The organism is Pseudomonas cichorii (assembly GCF_019719005.1).
Lineage (GTDB): Bacteria > Pseudomonadota > Gammaproteobacteria > Pseudomonadales > Pseudomonadaceae > Aquipseudomonas > Aquipseudomonas cichorii_E.
Window position 1 is genome coordinate 53,620 of sequence record NZ_JAIGPJ010000004.1, and the last position, 18,975, is coordinate 72,594.

General features: G+C 59.2%; 22 protein-coding genes. 6 read left to right on the forward strand and 16 right to left on the reverse strand.

The window, feature by feature from the left end; all coding sequences use genetic code 11:
* Positions 1–21: 21 nt before the first annotated feature.
* The 5 genes from K5D32_RS05220 to K5D32_RS05240 all read right to left on the reverse strand — a co-directional run bounded on the left by K5D32_RS05220 (position 22) and on the right by K5D32_RS05240 (position 4,405).
* Positions 22–1,839 carry an ABC transporter ATP-binding protein gene (locus K5D32_RS05220; protein WP_221594500.1) on the reverse strand — a complete coding sequence of 606 codons (1,818 nt, stop codon included), beginning with the start codon at positions 1,837–1,839 and terminating at the stop codon, positions 22–24.
* Complete coding sequence (locus tag K5D32_RS05225; protein ID WP_221599416.1) at positions 1,832–2,464, reverse strand: DsbA family protein; 633 nt, start codon at positions 2,462–2,464, stop codon at positions 1,832–1,834. The genes K5D32_RS05220 and K5D32_RS05225 overlap by 8 nt, the downstream gene beginning before the upstream one ends.
* 3 nt (positions 2,465–2,467) lie before the next feature.
* Positions 2,468–3,421, reverse strand: coding sequence for a rhodanese-related sulfurtransferase (locus K5D32_RS05230; protein WP_409372857.1), 954 nt, complete (start codon positions 3,419–3,421; stop codon positions 2,468–2,470).
* A gap of 147 nt (positions 3,422–3,568) precedes the next feature.
* Positions 3,569–3,862: a BolA family transcriptional regulator gene (locus tag K5D32_RS05235; protein ID WP_221577490.1), complete on the reverse strand. Its 294-nt coding sequence runs from the start codon at positions 3,860–3,862 to the stop codon at positions 3,569–3,571.
* Positions 3,863–3,877: 15 nt separating this feature from the next.
* Positions 3,878–4,405 carry a DUF2059 domain-containing protein gene (locus K5D32_RS05240; RefSeq protein WP_221577489.1) on the reverse strand — a complete coding sequence of 176 codons (528 nt, stop codon included), beginning with the start codon at positions 4,403–4,405 and terminating at the stop codon, positions 3,878–3,880.
* Between the two features lie 180 nt (positions 4,406–4,585).
* Here K5D32_RS05240 and K5D32_RS05245 point away from each other — a divergent pair, with 180 nt between their 5' ends.
* Positions 4,586–5,980: a class II fumarate hydratase gene (locus K5D32_RS05245; protein ID WP_200992624.1), complete on the forward strand. Its 1,395-nt coding sequence runs from the start codon at positions 4,586–4,588 to the stop codon at positions 5,978–5,980.
* Positions 5,973–6,587, forward strand: coding sequence for an NAD(P)H-dependent oxidoreductase (locus K5D32_RS05250; RefSeq protein WP_221599417.1), 615 nt, complete (start codon positions 5,973–5,975; stop codon positions 6,585–6,587). The genes K5D32_RS05245 and K5D32_RS05250 overlap by 8 nt, the downstream gene beginning before the upstream one ends.
* A 46-nt stretch (positions 6,588–6,633) precedes the next feature.
* Here the strand turns inward: K5D32_RS05250 and K5D32_RS05255 are convergent, their stop codons facing one another.
* Both K5D32_RS05255 and K5D32_RS05260 read right to left on the reverse strand, forming a co-directional pair.
* On the reverse strand, positions 6,634–7,593 hold the full coding sequence (locus K5D32_RS05255; RefSeq protein ID WP_221599418.1) for a DMT family transporter: 960 nt from the start codon (positions 7,591–7,593) through the stop codon (positions 6,634–6,636).
* 97 nt (positions 7,594–7,690) lie between these two features.
* Positions 7,691–8,287: a tRNA-uridine aminocarboxypropyltransferase gene (locus K5D32_RS05260; RefSeq protein ID WP_221592661.1), complete on the reverse strand. Its 597-nt coding sequence runs from the start codon at positions 8,285–8,287 to the stop codon at positions 7,691–7,693.
* Positions 8,288–8,467: 180 nt separating this feature from the next.
* Here K5D32_RS05260 and K5D32_RS05265 point away from each other — a divergent pair, with 180 nt between their 5' ends.
* Complete coding sequence (locus K5D32_RS05265) at positions 8,468–8,725, forward strand: hypothetical protein (RefSeq protein WP_221592660.1); 258 nt, start codon at positions 8,468–8,470, stop codon at positions 8,723–8,725.
* 100 nt (positions 8,726–8,825) lie between these two features.
* Here K5D32_RS05265 and K5D32_RS26105 read toward each other — a convergent pair whose 3' ends face one another.
* The gene (locus K5D32_RS26105; RefSeq protein WP_256327101.1) at positions 8,826–8,948 is read right to left on the reverse strand and encodes a PA1414 family protein; all 123 of its coding nucleotides are present in this window, start codon (positions 8,946–8,948) and stop codon (positions 8,826–8,828) included.
* Positions 8,949–9,132: 184 nt separating this feature from the next.
* The gene (rmuC, locus tag K5D32_RS05270) at positions 9,133–10,497 is read right to left on the reverse strand and encodes a DNA recombination protein RmuC (RefSeq protein WP_221599487.1); all 1,365 of its coding nucleotides are present in this window, start codon (positions 10,495–10,497) and stop codon (positions 9,133–9,135) included.
* A gap of 1,019 nt (positions 10,498–11,516) precedes the next feature.
* Here rmuC and K5D32_RS05275 point away from each other — a divergent pair.
* The 3 genes from K5D32_RS05275 (at position 11,517) to K5D32_RS05285 (ending at position 13,908) form a co-directional block, all read left to right on the forward strand.
* Entirely contained in the window at positions 11,517–11,741 is a 225-nt protein-coding gene (locus tag K5D32_RS05275) for a hypothetical protein (protein ID WP_221599488.1), read from the forward strand.
* 251 nt (positions 11,742–11,992) lie between these two features.
* Complete coding sequence (locus tag K5D32_RS05280) at positions 11,993–12,478, forward strand: hypothetical protein (RefSeq protein ID WP_221577484.1); 486 nt, start codon at positions 11,993–11,995, stop codon at positions 12,476–12,478.
* A 146-nt stretch (positions 12,479–12,624) separates the two neighbouring features.
* Entirely contained in the window at positions 12,625–13,908 is a 1,284-nt protein-coding gene (locus tag K5D32_RS05285) for an OmpP1/FadL family transporter (protein ID WP_221599419.1), read from the forward strand.
* An 87-nt stretch (positions 13,909–13,995) separates the two neighbouring features.
* Here K5D32_RS05285 and K5D32_RS05290 read toward each other — a convergent pair whose 3' ends face one another.
* The 7 genes from K5D32_RS05290 to cobU form a co-directional block, all read right to left on the reverse strand.
* Positions 13,996–14,547, reverse strand: coding sequence for a glutathione peroxidase (locus K5D32_RS05290; protein WP_221577482.1), 552 nt, complete (start codon positions 14,545–14,547; stop codon positions 13,996–13,998).
* 57 nt (positions 14,548–14,604) lie between these two features.
* Positions 14,605–14,727 carry a hypothetical protein gene (locus K5D32_RS25890; protein ID WP_260407263.1) on the reverse strand — a complete coding sequence of 41 codons (123 nt, stop codon included), beginning with the start codon at positions 14,725–14,727 and terminating at the stop codon, positions 14,605–14,607.
* Positions 14,724–15,932, reverse strand: coding sequence for an MFS transporter (locus K5D32_RS05295; RefSeq protein WP_221577481.1), 1,209 nt, complete (start codon positions 15,930–15,932; stop codon positions 14,724–14,726). The genes K5D32_RS25890 and K5D32_RS05295 overlap by 4 nt, the downstream gene beginning before the upstream one ends.
* 137 nt (positions 15,933–16,069) lie before the next feature.
* Entirely contained in the window at positions 16,070–16,834 is a 765-nt protein-coding gene (locus K5D32_RS05300; protein ID WP_221599420.1) for an adenosylcobinamide-GDP ribazoletransferase, read from the reverse strand.
* A 1-nt stretch (position 16,835) separates the two neighbouring features.
* On the reverse strand, positions 16,836–17,408 hold the full coding sequence (gene cobC, locus K5D32_RS05305; RefSeq protein WP_221599421.1) for an alpha-ribazole phosphatase family protein: 573 nt from the start codon (positions 17,406–17,408) through the stop codon (positions 16,836–16,838).
* The gene (cobT, locus tag K5D32_RS05310) at positions 17,405–18,457 is read right to left on the reverse strand and encodes a nicotinate-nucleotide--dimethylbenzimidazole phosphoribosyltransferase (RefSeq protein WP_221577478.1); all 1,053 of its coding nucleotides are present in this window, start codon (positions 18,455–18,457) and stop codon (positions 17,405–17,407) included. The genes cobC and cobT overlap by 4 nt, the downstream gene beginning before the upstream one ends.
* Positions 18,454–18,975, reverse strand: a complete 522-nt coding sequence (cobU, locus tag K5D32_RS05315; protein WP_221599422.1) for a bifunctional adenosylcobinamide kinase/adenosylcobinamide-phosphate guanylyltransferase — start codon at positions 18,973–18,975, stop codon at positions 18,454–18,456. Before cobU ends, cobT begins: the two co-directional genes overlap by 4 nt.

The window sequence follows — 18,975 nt, forward strand, 5'->3', positions numbered from 1 at the left end:
CGTGATCAGTCGGCACTGCAATCAGACCTGCTGCAGATACCCATACAGCTTGGCGTAGAGCCCGCCCTCGGCGATCAGTTGCTGGTGATCCCCTTCCTCGGCAATACGCCCGCCGTCGAATACCAGGACCCGGTCGGCCTGTTTTACCGCAGACAGGCGATGAGCGATGATCAGGGTCGTGCGGCTGCGCAGAAAGAGTGCCAGCGCCTGATGCAGATTGTATTCGGTGGCCGCATCCAGCGCTGAAGTCGCCTCGTCCAGAATGACGACTTTGGGGTCCGACAGCACCATGCGCGCAATGGCCAGGCGCTGACGCTGCCCGCCGGACAAACGCACCCCGGAACGCCCGACAATGCTGTCCAGGCCATCGGGCAGCAGGCGGATGGTCGACTCAAGCTGAGCAACTTCCAGCGCCGCCCAGCAGGCTTCGTCCGTGCAATCGCGCCCCATGGTCAGGTTGGCGCGTATGGAATCGTTGAACAGTGCCGGGTGTTGCAGCACCACCGCCACCTGTTCCCGCACACGCTCCAGACCGATCTCCTGCAGGGTGGAACCACCAAAACGAATGGTGCCGGTCTGCGCGCTGTACAACCCCAGCAGCAGTTGCACCAGGGTACTTTTACCCCCACCGCTGGCACCGACAATCGCGACCTTTTCACCGGGCGCAATCGACAGGTTCAACTGATCCAGCACCAGGTCTTCGCCATAGCCGAAACTCAGACCACGCACTTCTATGCCAACGGTTTCCCGGCCCTTGAAAGGGTCGACAACACCGGGGTATTGCGGCTCGTCTTCACGGGCCAGCAGTTCATTGATACGGGTGAGCGCCCCGCCCGCCGCGTAATAGGCGTATTGCAGGTTCAACAATTGCTCCACCGGCGCGATCATGAACCACAGGTAACTGAATACCGCGAGCATCTGGCCAATGGAAAGATCCGAGAACAGCACTGTCAGCATCGCCGCAGCCCGGAAAATATCGATGCCGAACTGAAACAGCAGGCCACTGGCCCGGCCAGAGGCATCGCTTTTCCACTGGGAGTTCACGGCGTAATCGCGCACTTCCCGGGCACGCTGACCCAGGCGCCCCAGGAAAAAGCCCTGCCGATTGCCCGCCCGCACTTCCTGAATGGCATCCAGGGTTTCGCTCAAGGCCTGGGTAAAGCGCGAAGTACTGTCGTTCTCCAGCTTTTTGAGGTGTTTGACCCGCTTGCCCAGCCGCACGGTGGCAAAGATCACCAGCGGATTGAACAGCATGATCAGCAGCGCCAGCTTCCAGTGCATCCACATCAGAATGCCAGCCGTCCCCGCCAGAGTCAGGGTCGCCACGAGGAAACGGCTGAGGGTTTCGCCGACGAACTTGTCCAGCGTGTCCAGATCAGTGACCAGATGCGTGGTCACCATGCCACTGCCCAGGCTTTCATACTCGCGCAGGGAAATACGCTGGAGGCGCTCGATCAGGCGCAGGCGGATACGGTAGACAATGTCCTTGGCCAGACGCGCGAACAACCGCGCCTGCAGGACATTGAACAGCAAGGCGCCAAGCCGCAGGACCAGGGTCAGCACCAGCATCAGACCGATGTAGCCCACCGCCTTCTGCAGGCTGTCGGGCAAGGCATGGTCCATGATTTTCAGCGCAGCATCACCACGCCCCAGCAGCACTTCGTCCACCAGCAATGGCAGGAGCAATGGAATCGGCACGCTGCACAGCGTCGCCAGCACGGCCACACCGTTGGCGATCCAGAGGGCTTTCTTGTGACGCAATGCCAGCCGCCGGATCTCGGCCCAGCTCAATCTGTCGCCGGGAGATTCCGGCTGCCGGGAAGAAGGCTCTTCATGCACTGGCTGCACGCTCCAGCCATCGCCCGAGCAGTGGCGCCAGTTCGCTCAGGGGCTGATAACCATTGGTCAGCAACGCGAACTGCCCGTTGTGCTCGGCGAGCAGGGTCGGAAAACCGGCAATGCCAAGCCCCTGCACCCAGGCAAAGTCGGACGTCGTGGCCACTCGCTGCTCAACGCTGTCAAAAGCGTCCGCGAACGGCTGACGGGCCAGTCCCGCCTGCTCGGCCAGTTCGACCAGCAGCGGTGCATGAGTGACATCGCGCCCTTGCGTGTAAAACGCCTGCTGAATCAGTTTGACCAGCGCCCACGCCCCTCGGGGATCAAGATGGCGGGCAGCGGTCACGGCCCGGCAGGCGGGCGTGGTGTCGTAGACGAAACCCTCCGGCAAGGCACCTTCCAGACGAAATGGCTGCCCGGTGGCTTTCTCTACCGCATCCCAGTGTTCAAGGATGTAGCGCCGCGTGGAAGCGTCCAGCGCAGTGGTGCCGGAGCGCAAACCACCCATGACCAGATGCAGCGGCACGCCGCCCGCCTGTGCCTGTACTACAAGTGCCTCGGCCACCGGAGCGAAACCCCAGCACCACGAACACATAGGGTCCATTACGTAGATCAGGCGGGAGGACATGGCTCAGGCCTCGGATTGCGAACGGTAGTTGTGACCAATCGGGTGCGGCTGATTACGGGCTTTTGCCAGCTCGATCTGCTTCTGCCGGTCAATGGCGCTGCGGCGAGTCTTTTCGCTCAGGCTGTCCCAGCAGTGCGGGCAACTGACACCCGGCGAATAATGCTCGCTGGCGCGATCTTCGGCACTGATCGGAGTGCGGCAGGCATGACATTGATCGTAGTCGCCTTCGCTCAGGTCGTGACGCACCGTGACACGGTTATCGAACACAAAGCAGTCGCCACTCCACTTGCTCTCTTCCTGAGGGACTTCTTCCAGGTATTTGAGAATCCCGCCCTTGAGGTGATAGACCTCCTCGAAACCCTCGCCCAGCATATAGCTCGACGCCTTTTCGCAACGAATACCGCCGGTGCAGAACATGGCGACCTTCTTGTGGACGGCCGGATCGAAGTGCTCCTTGATGTACTCGGGAAACTCGCGAAAGCTGGTGGTCTTGGGGTCGATGGCGCCCTCGAAGGTGCCGATGGACACTTCGTAGTCGTTGCGGGTATCGATCAGCAGCACTTCAGGATCGGTGATCAGGGCGTTCCAGTCCTTGGGCTCGACATAAGTGCCGACGCTCTTGTTGGGGTCCACACCTTCGACGCCCAGGGTCACGATCTCTTTCTTGAGCTTGACCTTGGTGCGATAGAACGGCTGCTCGTCGCAGAACGATTCCTTGTGATCGATATCGACCATGCGCGGATCGTTCTTCAACCAGGCGAGCAGGCCATCGATGCCTTCACGGCTACCGGAAACCGTACCGTTGATGCCTTCCTCAGCGATCAGCAGAGTGCCCTTGACGCCATTGGCGATCATGGCCTGCAACAGAGGCTCACGCAGGGCAACGTAATCGCTGAGGGTCACGAATTTGTATAGCGCAGCTACGACGATCGGCTGAGTCATCGGCTCTTGTGTCATGTATCTCTCCAGGTGGTGACCCTCGTAAAGGGCCTACCGGGCAAAAAAAATCAGAACGAAAAACGCACCGGCCTTGCGGCGCGGTGCGGATTCTAGCAAAACAGGCGTTATCAGGATATTGCTTCGGGGCAGACCCCAGAGCTCAGGTCAGTGACCACCGGCACAGGTTGGCGAAGCGGGTGCCGCGCCGACCTTTGCCCATTCCTCAGGCGTGTAGGTATGCAACGCCAAGGCGTGAAACTCGCCCATCAGGCTACCCAGCGTGGCGTAGACCTTCTGATGCCGCTTGACCGAGTTCAGGCCTGCAAACTGCTCGCTGACCAGAATGGCCTTGTAGTGCGTCTGCTGGCCACGGCTGTGCATGTGGCTCTCGTCGAGCACTTGCAAGTGCTGCGGTTGAAGCAGCGCAAGCGTCGACTCGATTCGTTGTTGCATAGTCATGACGAGGCTCGCCTGTCAGGGTTTCTTGGGCGCAGCCGGGGCTGCGGCTTTGGCAGGCTCCAGCTCGGCGGTCATATCGGCGAGCAGCTTGTTGACCACCGGCACGGCGCTTTCCAGCTTGCTCTGGGTCAGTTGAGCCGATTGCTGAGCCAGCTCAGGCATTTTGGACATGACTTTCTTGCCCAGTGGCGACTGGTAGAACACGACCAGATCCTTCAACTCGCTTTCGGTGAAGTTGGCGGTGTAGAGCTTGACCATGTCCGGCTTGAGCTTGTTCCAGCCGATTGCCTGATCAACAGCGGCGTTGGCCTTGGCCTGATAGGTTTCCAGCAGGGCCTTTTTCGATGCAGGGGCCTTGGTTTCAGCGAAACGCTGGGCAAACATCTGCTGGACCTGCGCGTATACCGGAGCACCCAGCTTGTCAGCGTTGGCAAGCTTGAGGAAGGTTTCGGCACTGGCATTGTGGCTGGCGGTGTCGGCGAGAACCTGACCGCTGGCACAAACCAGGGCTACCGCAGTACAGATGGCACGAAGACGGGTCATCGAATTTCCTTAATCTGACAAACGAGGCATGACCTCAAGGCCGACCATTCTGCGCTTATGTTCGCTTTTGGCTCAACCCCCGCTTAACTCAGTGGTTGAAAACCCGCTAACACAGACCGTATGGGAACCCTGAAGAATTAAAGGCACCTAACCCTTACGCACCTTAAAGGAGTAAGACCAGTGAGCCGTACAGAAACTGACAGCATTGGCCCGATAGAAGTCCCTGAAGACGCTTACTGGGGTGCACAGACCCAACGGTCGCTGATCAACTTTGCGATTGGCGACCAGTCCATGCCGCTTGCCGTGCTGCATGCCCTGACCCTGATCAAGAAAGCCGCCGCCCGGGTCAATGATCGCAATGGCGACCTGCCTGCCGATATCGCCCGGCTCATCGAGCAGGCCGCCAACGAAGTGCTCGACGGTCAACATGACGCCCAGTTTCCGCTGGTGGTCTGGCAGACCGGCAGCGGCACGCAAAGCAACATGAACGTCAACGAAGTGATTGCCGGACGCGCCAACGAACTGGCTGGCCAGGGCCGTGGCGGCAAGAGCCCGGTGCATCCCAACGATCACGTCAACCGCTCACAGAGTTCCAATGACTGCTTCCCGACAGCCATGCACATCGCGGCGGCACAAGCGGTCAAGGAGCAATTGCTGCCCGCAATCGCCGAGCTGTCCAATGGCCTTGCCGAGCAGTCGGCACGGCACATCAAACTGGTGAAAACCGGCCGCACCCACATGATGGATGCCACACCGATCACCTTCGGCCAGGAGCTTTCGGGCTTCGTTGCGCAACTGGATTACGCCCAGAAAGCCATTCGCGCCACCTTGCCTGCGGTCTTCGAACTGGCTCAGGGCGGCACCGCCGTGGGCACCGGGCTGAATGCTCCCAAAGGCTTCGCCGAGGCCGTGGCTGCGGAACTGGCGGCCCTGTCAGGACTGCCGTTCGTCACGGCACCCAACAAGTTCGCCGCGCTGGCGGGCCATGAACCACTCACAGCCTTGTCAGGGGCGCTCAAGACCCTGGCCGTGGCCTTGATGAAAATCGCCAATGACCTGCGCCTGCTGGGCTCCGGCCCACGCGCCGGGCTGGCAGAAGTCCGGCTGCCAGCCAACGAACCGGGAAGCTCGATCATGCCGGGCAAAGTCAACCCGACCCAATGCGAGGCGCTGTCGATGCTGGCCTGCCAGGTCATGGGCAACGACGTAACCATCGGTTTCGCCGCCAGCCAGGGCCATCTGCAACTGAACGTGTACAAGCCGGTCATCATTCATAACCTGCTGCAGTCGATCCGGCTGCTGGCCGACGGATGCCGCAACTTCAACGAGCACTGCATCGCCGGCCTGGAACCCGATGCCGCAAAAATGGCCGAACACCTGGAGCGAGGCCTGATGCTGGTCACCGCTCTCAACCCCCATATCGGTTACGACAAGTCGGCGCAGATCGCCAAGAAAGCCTACAGCGAAGGGCTGACCTTGCGTGAAGCCGCCCTTGCCCTGGGCTATCTCACCGACGAGCAGTTCGACGCCTGGGTCCGACCGGAAAAAATGCTGGAGGCGGGTAGCAATGGCTGACCCAAAGAGTGGTGCAACACCCCTGGAAGGCAGTGGGAAACGTATCCTGATGATTTACGGCACACCGAAGACCGTCAGTTTCTGCCACGCTCTGGGTGATGCCTACTCGCAGGGAGCACGCAGCAAAGGTCATGTGGTGAGGATGCTCAAGCTCAGCGAGCTGGACTTCGATCCGATCCTGCATAACGGCTACGAGCAGAGTCAGAACCTGGAACACGACCTGCTCGAAGCCCAGCGCCAGATCCACTGGGCCGAGCATCTTGTCTTCGTCTACCCGGTTTCCTGGGGTGGTCTGCCAGCCTTGCTGAGTGGTTTCTTCGACCGGGTGTTCATGCCCGGTTTCGCCTTCAGGACCCACGGCCGTAGACACCCGTCCAACGAACTGCTCAAGGGCAAGACCGCTGAGCTGCTGTCAACCCTGGACACCCCGCCCCGCTACTTCCGCTGGATCTACGGCGCACCGGCACATCGTCAGATGATTCGTACGATCCTGGCCTTCTGCGGAATCAGAACAAAACGCCTGACCGAATTCGCCCCGATCCGCACTTCCACCGAAGAACAGCGTCAGCAATGGCTGACGCAAGCAGAAGAACTGGGAAAACGCTAACCCTCTCAGCCCGTAGGAGCGAATTCATTCGCGAATGAATTCGCTCCTACGGGCTGGCCAAGCGTTGTTTGCGAGCCTTCAAACCGGCCAGCAACGACGGCCCAAGGGCGGTCAGGGCCGAGCCCAGCACCACCAGCACTGCCCCGCCATACCCCAACGCATTGATTTCTTCGGCCTGCACATAGTCCGGCCACAACCATGCGGCAAAAGCCACCGCAGCCAGGGTCACCAGCGGTGTAATGGCCAGGGTTGCGCTGACACGCGAAGCTTCCCAGTGCGCCAAAGCCTCGGCAAATGCGCCATAGGCCACCAGCGTGTTCAGGCAGCAACCCAGTAATAGCCAGCCCTGCAACGGGCTCAACTGCAAAGCCTCCATCGGATGCGCCCAAGGCGTGATCAGCAGCGCGCAGAACAGGTAGATCACCATCATGACCTGCAACGAGTTCCACACCGTCAACAATTGCTTCTGGCTCAGGCCATAGAAAGTCCAGACCACCGCAGCCAGAAAGACGATCAGCACACCGGCGGTGTAATCGCTCAATGAGGTGAAAAGCTCCACCAGACGCTCATTGAAGAACAGGCCAAAACCGGTCAACAGCACAAGCAGACCAATGCCCTGCCCAAGACTGAATCGCTCCTTGAACAGAAAGATACTGCCGAGCAACAGCAGAATAGGGCCGGTCTGGATCATCAACTGCGTAGTGCCGGGGCTCAACAGACGTAACCCCACCAGATACAGCACATAGTTGCCCACCAGGCCAAACACTGCCAGCGCCACCAGAATCCTGCCTTTGACCCCAAGCACCTTGAAGCTCGGCAAGCGCTTGACCGAAGCCAGCCATATAAAGAGCAGGACGCCGGATACCAGCAGACGGAACCAGGTCACCGTCACCGGATCCATCACTTGCAGCACTTGTTTGAGCTTGACGGGCAGGATGCCCCAGAGAAAAGCGGTCAACAGGGCAAGACAAAGACCATACACCCAGCGGCCAGAAGAAATGTGCATCGGTCATCCCGGATCAGACAAAGCAGAGTTATCAGTCTAGGCACAGATTGGCGCTGCTCACAGATACAGCTGGAGACGCATAACGGTCCCAATTGTTTTAATTTTCGCTGTGATTGCGCTGATAAGTCTCATGGCCCATGGCTTTGATCTGCCCTTCGATCAAGGCATCGAAAGGCCGCAGCAGTGCGGTGAAAGAGTGCCCGGGCTCAAGGGTTTGCAAGGCGTGAGTAATCGCCTCAAGCGTCGACAACGCATCTGGTCCCGGTGCCTTGCGCAGGCGATAACGTGAAACCGGAGCAGAGCCCAATGTCACTCTGGGCAACGCGGCCAACAACGGGTTGAGATGCAGCAGCTTTCTCGCCTTGCGCCAGGTGCCATCCGGAACCACCAGCAGCAGGGGCTGATCCTGATCGGCATAGGTCTTCAACGCTTGCGCATCTTCGCCCGGAAACAACAGGCGTGCCTGATAACCGGGCTGATTCAGCAGCGCGTCCAGATCCTCGAACACTTCACCCACCACAAGTTGCGCATTGACCAGCCCAAGGGCAGCCAGACGTGCAGTATTCAAGGCGTGACTGACTTCACTGGGATGTTGCAGCAGCAACACGCGGGTGCGGCTGTCCAGTTGTGGAATCAAGGCGCAAAGACAGTGGTTGTCAGGCCGCAGGCAGCGCTCGCAGCGAGCACGGGACATGGTTTTCTCTTTAATTGCAGACAAGGCGCGCAGTCTAGCCGATCACCCGAGCGGCCTGAACCCGCTATCGGGCACCCGTCGCCCTGCACAGGCCGCCAGCAAACTTCAGCTAGCCTGAAACCGAGGGCTGGTTTATCCGAAGTTCCCGTAATCCTGACATGATTAAAATCCGGGGCTTCCATGAATCGCGAGGACATCAACCAAAGGGTTCTCGACGTTCTGGGAGTCATTCTGGTGGACAAATCCGCGCTGCGCGACGATGTGGCCTTCGAGGATCTCGTGCTGGATGAGCAGGACATCAACGAGCTTTTCGGGCGTCTGGAAGAAGAGTTCGGATTCGCGTTCCCGGCCTCCATAAGAGAACGCGCCATCCACAAACCCGAGCATCTGTCGCTGCCCGTGGTGGTGGATCTGATCGTACTGATGCGCCAGGTATAGCGGCAGGAAAAAGACAATTGAAAACAGATAACGGGACACGGCCTTGCGTCCCGCTCGGATGGAGCGCCAATACAGGTGACCGACAGCGGTCAACCAAGGCTTATCGACGTGGGCGGCGACGCTCGTCCTCGGCGCGCACAGGTATAGGTTGCAGTTTGGGCCGTTCAATCAAACCCAGCGCAACACCCAGATCATGGAGCCAGTCTTGCAATTTGCTATTCATAACGCCCCCTTGAGGGAAAACCGGGCAACAGGCAATGCACCGATTGCTAATACTGATCATAGAAGCAAGTTTTAATTTAGCAGAGCATCTCGGAAAACATTTTTCCCGATGGAATCAATGTGACACCTCTGCGCGTTTCCTTCTAGTCTTTACGACAGACGGCTTTGCACTGCCGCGACCTCGACTATTCAGGTAAACGCAGCACGCCATCTTCGTCCGTCATGGCCCGCTCAAGCAAATCAGGCGGCAGGTTTTTGCTGGCCCGCGCGCCCAGCAGCTTGAGCTGTTCGCTGCGGCTGACCAGATTACCGCGACCATCCGTTAATTTGTTACGAGCAGCAGAATAAGCTTTATCAAGTTGTTGCAAGCGACTGCCTACTTCATCCAGATCCTGAATGAACAACACGAACTTGTCGTACAGCCACCCTGCCCGCTCCGCAATCTCACGGGCGTTCTGGCTCTGGCGCTCCTGCTTCCACAGGCTGTCGATAACCCGCAAAGTGGCAAGCAGCGTCGTCGGGCTGACAATCACGATATTACGGTCGAACGCTTCCTGAAACAGATTGGGCTCAGCCTGCAAAGCCGCCGAAAACGCCGCTTCTATAGGTACGAACAGCAAAACGAAATCCAGGCTGTGCAGCCCTTCAAGACGCTTGTAATCCTTGCCGGACAAGCCTTTTACGTGATTGCGCAAGGACAGTACATGCTGCTTCAAGGCCGCCTGACCGATCACCTCGTCGGCCGCCGACACATATTGCTGGTAGGCCGTCAGACTGACCTTGGCGTCCACTACAACCTGCTTGTCCCCTGGCAGCATGATCAGAACATCCGGCTGGAAGCGTTCGCCGTCCGGCCCCTTGAGGCTGACCTGGGTCTGGTATTCGCGCCCTTTCTCAAGCCCGGCATGCTCCAGCACCCGCTCCAGAATCAGCTCACCCCAGTTGCCCTGGGTTTTCTGGCCCTTGAGGGCGCGAGTCAGGTTGGTCGCTTCATCGCTCAGGCGCAGGTTCAATTGCTGCAGGCGCTCCAGCTCCTTGCCCAGGGAAAACCGTTCGCGGGCTTCGCTCTGGTAGCTCTCCTCCACGCGCTTCTCGAATGACTGGATGCGCTCCTTCAGAGGATTGAGCAGTTGCCCCAACTGCTGCTGACTGGTTTCAGCGAAACGCTGCTCACGCTCATCAAAAATCTTGCCTGCCAGTTCGGCAAACTGGGCGCGCAATTCATCACGCGAACCCTGGAGATCGCTCAAGCGTTGCTGATGGCTTTCCTGCTGTTCACGCAACTCGGCATTCAAGGCGGCGCACTGGGCATCCAGACGGCGCAGCTCGTTTTCCTTGCTGGCCCGCTCAAGGTTCCAGCCATGGGCGGCATCACGGCCGTTATCGCATTCCAGACGCAGCAGCTCGACTTCGCGGCGCACCGCAGCCAGATCGGCCTGACGGGCAGCGTTGGCCTGGCTCAGGTCGCTGATCTCGTCGCGGCTGGCGTCCAGTTGGGCGTTGAGGCCATCCTGAGCCATCTGCGCCATGCTCAGGCGCTCATCGAGCAATGCCGTGTCGGCCTGCTGACGCGCCAGACGCCGCTGCAACTGCCAGACCCACGCCAGCAAAGGCAGCGCCGCCACACCAAGCCCCAGCAACAGGCTGTTCAGGTCCAAAGTCATAACGACTCCCTACATGCCGGATCATTGCCTGCGGCATTGTGAACAAAAGAAGATTCAGAAACGTCTGCGCGACAGAGGCAGCGACTCAAGGCAGGCATGATAGGCATTGCGGGGAAAATCGGGGGACATAACTCTACTCTCTTTTAGTGCAAGGTAAACCCTGCATATAACCGCCTGATATGACGGGACAATCCACAGAAGCTGTGGATAACTCAGTGGACAACCCCCCTTTAACCTCCGCAAACCCATACAGAACGGGGGCTGCGCTCAAACTGACGATTTTTTCACCAGTAAAAAAAGCGATGTTTTTCATTGACTTAATAATTCACCACAGTAAATCAAACTCTTAGGGCCGTATGTGACAGTGATGTGGCAGCTTGTGCCGCTAATGTGAACAAGTGGATTTTACGTCCCCCGGACAAACCACCCGACAAGAAAAAATATTTGTAAATATCCCTTTCATTTTTCCGGATATTGCATTAGTGTTGTCGCCGTTAGTACCAAGCTGAAAATCAATTCCGGTCGATAAGTCCCCCGACAAGCGCCAATCCATATGGAAGCGGTGTCGACAACAAGGGATCGACCAACTCGATGGTTTCCAGACATGTCCTGCGCAACATGGCCCACAAAGGGCAAAGCGCAATCATGGCCTGCATTGACCAGCCTGCAATTGATCAGGATCTGCACCCCGAGCGTCGAACCTTTGCTCCTGTTGTGTTGCCTGCCCTCCTAAGTACCTACCTGTCAGCCAGGGCGCCATACGATAAAGCGCGCTTCAACTGACGGCCTTGTTCCAGTCAGGTTCTTCGCCCGGCCCGCTTCGACATTCAAGCCAGCCCGCGTTTACTGGAGCTCTTATTGATGCACGGTATTGTTCCGTGTCGTTTCAGGAAACACTTTCAATGATGACTACTCATATCCAGACTCAGGATGCCATCCGCACCCTCACCCACGCTTTCGCTCCAATGGACTGCCTGATCATGGCAGCCCGCAAAGACTCCTTCAGCTTTACCATCGTCAATGAACACGGTATTGCCCGCCACAGCGAACGCCTTTACCCCGATCAGTACTCCAGCGCCGAACCGCTGCAGGCCGTGATCGAGCGGACCCGCCAGGCCCTGACGGCCTGAAGCCAAAAGCCGCTACCAAAGCCCTGCCGTCAAAGCAGGGCTTTTTTGTTTCTGCGCGCCCCATCTAATCGCCAACCGATCTATAGCGCCGGGTGCAAATCCTAAAACGATGTAAAACATAATTTTACATTCCAATTATGAGACTACACTTCAACTCAAGCGGCCCTGGGCTGCTTCCAGTGGGCCCTGTCCGATTCACCGCTGCCACGCATCAGGGTCCGCTGGTCATTATCTAGCGAGCTGACTGTATTATGGGTATTGCAGCCATAGAATTATGCCGCCACGTAATCCGCCCCACCCTGGTTTATCTGGATCGCCAAAACCCCTGCGCCGAATCGCTACTCCTGGGCATCGCGGCCAGCCAGTCATCACTGGGCGATGCGCTGGGCAGCAGACGCGGACATGGCCTGTACCGCATTCCCGAGTTGCGGCACCGCCAACTCTGGGACAACTACCTCGCACACGACCCGGACCTCGCCAGCCGCGTGCGCGGCCTTGCGAGCCAGCATGCCTTCCTGAGCGGACCGAATCTGGAACTGGCCGTCAACCTGCGCTACTCCACCGCCATTGCCTGGATGATGATCGAAGCCCAGACCGTCACCTTACCCACCGAAGACGATGCCTTGGCCATGGCCAGAATCTGGCGACAGATCTTCCAGCCTCAAGGTCGATTACGAGACTTCGTAACGGCTTGGCATTCTTGCGTAGCACCTATTTATTTACCGCAACAAACATAATTGCGAAAAAACAAAGTTACGGAAAATCCCTACAAGATTATCGGATTGTCCTACAAGAATGGCTCTAAATCGGGCTCTTCAGGCCACTAGCGCGTTCTTGAAAATGTTGGTAATTTCCGACCCGTGATCAACAAGGAGTTCTAATAATGAAAATAACGACAAAATCGATCCAAAGGACAACACTTGGTTTAGCCATTGGCCTGGCATCTTCACAACTTCTCGCCTCTGGTTTCGCCGTCAACGAGCAAAGCATCAGCGCCATGGGCACTGGTTTTGCCGGACGCTCCTCTTCCGCCGAAGATGCCAGCACGGTGTTCGGCAACCCGGCCGGCATGTCCCGCCTCAAGCGCGAACAAGTCAGCGTTGGCGCAGCAGCCATCATCGCCAAGACCGATATCGACAACGGTCGCAGCACGTTCCCCGGCAGCAATGACGGCGACATGGTCCCTCTCATCGGCGTGCCCATGGGCTACTACGTCAAACCACTGGACGATCAATGGGCCGTAGGCCTGGGTGTCTATGTGCCGTTCGGCCTGGTCACCGACTATGAAAACGGTTTCGCGGGCCGCTACTGGGCCGACAAGAGCCACGTCCAGGTCGTCACCTTCCAGCCGACCGTGAGCTACGCCTTCAACGACAAGGTTTCCATCGGTTTTGGCCCGACCATCAACCGCCTCGAAGGCGAACTGACCTCTTCGACCATCAACACCGCTTCTCAGGGCACAAACGACGGCAAGGTCAAGATCAAGGGTGACGACGTCGCTCTGGGCTTCAACGTCGGCATCCTGGTCCAGGCAACAGACACTACTCGCCTGGGCCTGACCTACCACTCCAAGGTCGACTACAAGCTCGAAGGCAAGACCAAGGTCGAAGGCGTCGGCTTCGGCCCTTTCAACGGCCAGAAGTACGACGCCTCGCTGGATATCAGCACACCTGAGTCGGTGGACTTCTCCATCACTCAGCAACTGGACGAAAACTGGACCGTCTACGCAGGCAGCACCTGGACTCGCTGGAGCCGCCTGAAAGACATCACCGTCAACAACAGCGGTGTTCCCGCTCTCCTCGGTGGTGCCAACGGTCCAATCGGACGCATTTCCGAAGAGCAGGACTGGCATGACACTTGGGCTCACGCCATCGGCGCTTCGTACAAGGTCAATAAAGAATGGACCCTGCGTACCGGCTACTCCGTCGACCAGTCGCCTACCAACAACGAGCATCGCTCCCCACGCATTCCGACCGGTGATCGTCAGATCGTCAGTTTCGGCGCTGGCTGGACCCCGAGCGATGCGATCACCATCGATGTCGCCTATTCCTACCTGTGGGAAGACGAAGCCAAGATCCGCAACTCCAGTGCCACCAAAGGTACCTACAACGCTGACTACAAGAACAGCGCCCACGGTATCGGTACTTCGCTGACCTATCGCTTCTGATAGCACCGACCGAAGCAGGCTGAAAAGCCTGTCTGCGGCCACGAAAAAGCCCGCGACCATCACTGGTCGCGGGCTTTTTCGTATGGGTCACGGTTTTGAAGCGATCGCTTTCTCGATGGCCGCGATCAGATCAGGATCGTCCGGCTTGGTCATGCTGGAGAAACTGGCGACCACCTTGCCCTGGCGATCCACTACATATTTATAGAAATTCCAGCGCGGCGCACTGCTCTGCTCGGCCAGCACCTTGAACAGATGCGTCGCATCATCGCCTCTGACCGGCTGCGGCTCGGTCATGGTGAAGGTCACGCCGTAATTGACGTAACAGACCTTGGCGGTTTCCTCGCCATCCCCGGACTCCTGCTTGAAGTCATTGGAGGGCACGCCGAGCACTTCCAGCCCCTGGGCCTTGTAGCGCTGGTTCAAGGCTTCGAGCCCCTTGAACTGCGGGGCAAAGCCGCAAAAGCTGGCAGTATTGACCACCACCAGAGGCTTACCGGCAAAACGCTGGCAGAGGTCGATGTTTTCCTTGCTGCGCAGCTTCGGCAATTCGCCCTGCAGCAACGGCGGGCAATCGGCAGCCAATGCTGCGCCACTCATGGCGAGCAATAGAACAGGGACAGAAATCCAGCGTATTTTCATCAAGGCATCCCTACATTATTGTCTGGCCACACACGCTACTCCTTGAAGCGTCTGCACTCAACAGGCACCCAGCCCCAACTGCAAGGCCGCCAGACCGACCTGCTGCCAGGCCCACCAGAGCAACGCCAACACCACGGTGCCACCCAGCACCGCAGCCAGCACCGGCCATGACAGATTCACGCCACGCTACCTTGTGGTTGCAGCCGAGCCACCGGCCGCTCACGCACGGGCCAGTTCAGGGCCGCCGCCATCAGACTGAGCAGAATGGAAACCTGCCAGATCAAATCGTAACTCCCGGTATGGTCATACACGAGCCCGCCCAGCCAGCCTCCCAGGAAGGAGCCCAACTGGTGGAACAGGAAAACAATACCACCGAGCATCGACAGGTTGCGTACACCGAACATTGTAGCCACGGTGCCGTTGGTCAGTGGCACCGTCGACAGCCACAGCAAGCCCATTGCCACGCCAAACAGATAGGCCGTCGTCTCACTCAGCGGAATCCACAGAAACAGCACGATCACCACTGCACGCAGCAGATACAGCGTGGTCAGCAAGCGTGGCTTGGACATGCGCCCGCCCAGCCAGCCTGCCGTGTAAGTGCCGAAGATATTGAACAGCCCGATCAGGGCGAGCACCGTGGTCCCGACCTTGGCCGGCAAATGCTGATCCACCAGATACGCAGGCAGGTGAATACCGATGAAAACCACCTGGAAACCACAGACGAAAAAACCCAGGGCCAGCAGCCTGAACCCGGAATGGGAACAGGCTTCGCGCAAGGCCTCACCCAGGGTCTGCTCACTGCCGAGCGAAGCCGCCGGGCTGTCCTTGAGCATGCTGACCAGCGGCAGAATCAAGGCGACCAGCAAACCCAGAACCAGCAAGGTACTGGACCAACCCAGCCAGCCCAGCAGCCCCAAAGTCCCCGGCAGCATGGCGAACTGCCCGAAGGAACCCGCAGCACTGGCGATCCCCATGCCCATGCTGCGTTTTTCGGGAGGCAAGGCGCGGCCGACGACACCCAGGATGACCGAGAAAGAGGTGCCGGACAGACCAATGCCGATCAGGATGCCGGCACTCAGGGAAAGGCTCGCAGGAGAATCGGCCATGCTCATGCAGATCAGGCCTGCGGCATAAAGCACACCGCCGATAAACACCACTTTCGCCGCACCGAATCGATCCGCCAAGGCACCGGCAAACGGCTGCGCCAGCCCCCACATGAGATTTTGCAGGGCAATGGCAAAGGCAAACACCTCGCGGCCCCAGCCAAAATCGGCACTCATGGGTGCCAGAAACAGCCCGAAGCCATGCCGGGTACCCAGGGAAAGCGCAAGAATCAATGCACTGCCCAATAGAATCCAACCACTGGTACGCCAGACCGATGTCATTGTTTTTATACTCCCCGAGGCTCGACGAAGGCTATTTACGTGGATATACCCGCAAATAATTACAACGCGAAATTACGCCTCGCGGGATGGGAGTGTCAATAGATTACGGAGATCATCTTTCGCGAATGAATTCGCTCCTACGCGATTTGCAGGAGCGAATTCATTCGCGAAGAACCCAACACAATCGCCAGCAATACCAGAACCTCCAGCAACTCCAACAAGGCCCCCGCAGTATCACCGGTGGTCCCGCCCAACCGGCGCAGCATCAACTGGCGCAACCAGAAGAAACCGGCAGTTGCCGCAACCACAGCAATCAATCCGGCCCAGCCGCCCAGCAGCACACAAGCACCTGCACTGATCAGCAAGACCCACTGCCCGGCACGCCGTGGCAGGTGATCGGCGAGTGCCTGACCCAGACCGCCCGCACGGACATAAGGCGTGCCGAGAAACAGCCCAAGCATGGCGCTGCGCCCGATCAGCGGAGCCAACAGCAAGGCGATGCTGTTTTGGTTTTCGATCAAGGCCAGAATGGCGGTGAACTTGAGCAGCAGGACCAACACCAGTGTCACCACGGCAATAGGCCCGCTGCGTGGGTCTTTCATGATGGTCAGGGTTCGTTCTCGGTCGCCAAAGCCGCCCAGCCAGGCATCGGCGCTATCCGCCAGGCCGTCCAGGTGCAAGCCACCACTGAGCAACACCCAGGCCGTCAGCAGCAACGCGGCATGCAACATGAGCGGCGCTCCGTCGAGCACGGCGTTCAGCATCATCAACAGCAAGCCGAACAGCACGCCGACCAATGGATAGAACAGCAGCGAGCGCCCCAACTCCTGAGGCTGCGGCATGCCCGGCAGCCGAATCGGCAGGCTGCTGAGAAATTGCAGGGCAATCCAGAACGGCAGCATCTCAGTTCTCCGTCAGCACGCCGCCAGCGGCGACCTTGATGGACAGCAATGCACCGTGACCGACCACCACCTGCAACAACTGCTCGCGGGGCAAGCCACGGGCCTGAGCCAGCAAAAGACGCATCACCCCGCCGTGACTGACCAGCAGCACCCGCTCACCGTCATGGCGCTGCTGCAAAGCCTGAACCGCGCCCAATACCCGCGCCGAGAAGTCCGCAACCCGCTCGCCATTGGGCGGCGTGAAAGCGTAAGGATCTTCCCAGAACAGCCCCAGCCCTTCGGCATCGGTTTCCATCAATTGCGCCGCGCTATGCCCTTCCCAGTCGCCGAAATGCAGTTCCTGAAAGTCCGGCTCAAGATGTAGCGGCAACGCCAGTTTGTCCGCAAGCTCTTCGGAAAAACGCGCACAACGCTGCAAGGTAGAACTGTAAATCCGGTCCCACGGCCCTGCTTGCGCCACGGCCTCGCGCATCTGCTCCCAGCCCGTCTCGGTGAGGGCATCGTCCAGACTGCCGCGCAGGCCGCCGCCCAGTTCGGTTTCACCGTGGCGCAACAGATCCAGATGCAATGTCATGCCGGACGATCCGCCACTGCCGCTTCGGCGAACGTCGCCATGCCGTTGTGCAGTTCACAAGCCAGCCGCACCAGCGGCACCGCCAGGGCGGCACCACTGCCCTCGCCCAGGCGCAGGCCCAGGTCGAGCAGAGGTTCGGCCTGCAAGGCTTCCAGCAGATGCCGATGCCCAGGCTCCGCGCCACGATGGCCGAACAGCAGCCAGTCGCGGCAGGACGGGTTCAAGCGCACAGCCACCAGCGCGGCCACGCTGCAGATGAAACCATCCACCAGTACCGCGATGCCTTCCTGGGCACAGGCCAGATAAGCACCCACCAGTGCAGCAATCTCGAAACCGCCCAGGCAGAACAGGCTTTGCAACGGGTCACCCGCCTGCTCGGCATGCAAGGCCAGGGCACGCTCGATGACTTCGCTCTTGTGTCGCACACCGTCGGCGTTCAGGCCGGTGCCGGGGCCTACCAGCAATTGCGCCGCGCACTCCAGCAACGAACAGGCGACCGCACTGGCTGCCGTGGTGTTGCCGATCCCCATCTCACCGCCGATAAACAGTTCAGCGCCCGCCGCCTTGGCGCGCAGCACGCTATCACGTCCGGCCTGCATGGCCGCCAATCCTTGCTCGGCGGTCATGGCCGGGCCCTGGGTGAAGTCGGCGGTGCCTGCGCCGATGCGCAGATGACGCACACCGGGGAAGTCCACTGGCGACACGGTGCCCAGATCGACCACGTCCAGTTGCGCCGACAACTGCCGGGCCAGCACGCTGATCGCGGCGCCGCCATTGACGAAGTTATGCAGCATCTGCCCGGTCACTTCCTGCGGGTAAGCCGAGACGCCTTGGGCAACGACGCCATGATCGCCAGCAAAAATCGCGATCCACAGCTGATCGGCCTTGGGTTTGACGCGCCCCTGCAAACCTGCGAGCTGAACCGCCAGCCGCTCCAGTTGCGCCAGGGAACCGGCCGGTTTGGTCAGTTGCTGCTGGCGGGCCAAAGCGGCTTCGCGCATCGGCACATCGATGGCCTGAGCGGGCTTGAGCCACCAGGAATTACTCATAATGCGGTTCCTTTCAAAGTCAGAGGCAGGCCGGCAACGGTCAACACCACACGCTGGCAACGCTCGGCCAGGGCTTGATGCAAAAGCCCGGCTTCGTCGACATAGCGACGGGTCAGCTCACCCATCGGCACCACGCCCAACCCGGTTTCGTTGCTGACAAAAATGATTTCGCCCGGCAGTTCGCCCAGGCATTCCAGCAGCGCCTCGCGCTCCCGAGCCAGACGCTCGGGGTCATCGAGCATCAGCAGATTGGTCAGCCACAGCGTCAGGCAATCCACCAGCAGGCAGTGCCCGCTTGCCGCGTTTTCACGCAGGATACGCGCCAGCTCGACAGGCTCTTCGACCAGCCCCCAGCTGTCAGGGCGACGCTGACGATGAGTCGCCACACGCTGGTTCATCTCGCCATCCAGCGGCTGGCTGGTGGCGATATAAATGACGCTCAGCCCCGATTCCGCCGCCAGCTTTTCAGCCAGACGACTCTTGCCGGAACGGGCGCCACCCAGGATCAATTGCAGCAT

Coding starts and splice junctions, on each gene's coding strand:
- K5D32_RS05225 (WP_221599416.1), bottom strand. CDS start 2,464: ATGTCCTCCCGCCTGATCTACGTAATGGACCCTATGTGTTCGTGGTGC.
- K5D32_RS05230 (WP_409372857.1), bottom strand. CDS start 3,421: ATGACACAAGAGCCGATGACTCAGCCGATCGTCGTAGCTGCGCTATAC.
- K5D32_RS05235 (WP_221577490.1), bottom strand. CDS start 3,862: ATGACTATGCAACAACGAATCGAGTCGACGCTTGCGCTGCTTCAACCG.
- K5D32_RS05240 (WP_221577489.1), bottom strand. CDS start 4,405: ATGACCCGTCTTCGTGCCATCTGTACTGCGGTAGCCCTGGTTTGTGCC.
- K5D32_RS05250 (WP_221599417.1), top strand. CDS start 5,973: ATGGCTGACCCAAAGAGTGGTGCAACACCCCTGGAAGGCAGTGGGAAA.
- K5D32_RS05255 (WP_221599418.1), bottom strand. CDS start 7,593: ATGCACATTTCTTCTGGCCGCTGGGTGTATGGTCTTTGTCTTGCCCTG.
- K5D32_RS05260 (WP_221592661.1), bottom strand. CDS start 8,287: ATGTCCCGTGCTCGCTGCGAGCGCTGCCTGCGGCCTGACAACCACTGT.
- K5D32_RS05265 (WP_221592660.1), top strand. CDS start 8,468: ATGAATCGCGAGGACATCAACCAAAGGGTTCTCGACGTTCTGGGAGTC.
- K5D32_RS26105 (WP_256327101.1), bottom strand. CDS start 8,948: ATGAATAGCAAATTGCAAGACTGGCTCCATGATCTGGGTGTTGCGCTG.
- K5D32_RS05275 (WP_221599488.1), top strand. CDS start 11,517: ATGACTACTCATATCCAGACTCAGGATGCCATCCGCACCCTCACCCAC.
- K5D32_RS05280 (WP_221577484.1), top strand. CDS start 11,993: ATGGGTATTGCAGCCATAGAATTATGCCGCCACGTAATCCGCCCCACC.
- K5D32_RS05285 (WP_221599419.1), top strand. CDS start 12,625: ATGAAAATAACGACAAAATCGATCCAAAGGACAACACTTGGTTTAGCC.
- K5D32_RS05290 (WP_221577482.1), bottom strand. CDS start 14,547: ATGAAAATACGCTGGATTTCTGTCCCTGTTCTATTGCTCGCCATGAGT.
- K5D32_RS05295 (WP_221577481.1), bottom strand. CDS start 15,932: ATGACATCGGTCTGGCGTACCAGTGGTTGGATTCTATTGGGCAGTGCA.
- K5D32_RS05300 (WP_221599420.1), bottom strand. CDS start 16,834: ATGCTGCCGTTCTGGATTGCCCTGCAATTTCTCAGCAGCCTGCCGATT.
- cobC (WP_221599421.1), bottom strand. CDS start 17,408: ATGACATTGCATCTGGATCTGTTGCGCCACGGTGAAACCGAACTGGGC.
- cobT (WP_221577478.1), bottom strand. CDS start 18,457: ATGAGTAATTCCTGGTGGCTCAAGCCCGCTCAGGCCATCGATGTGCCG.
- cobU (WP_221599422.1), bottom strand. CDS start 18,975: ATGCTGCAATTGATCCTGGGTGGCGCCCGTTCCGGCAAGAGTCGTCTG.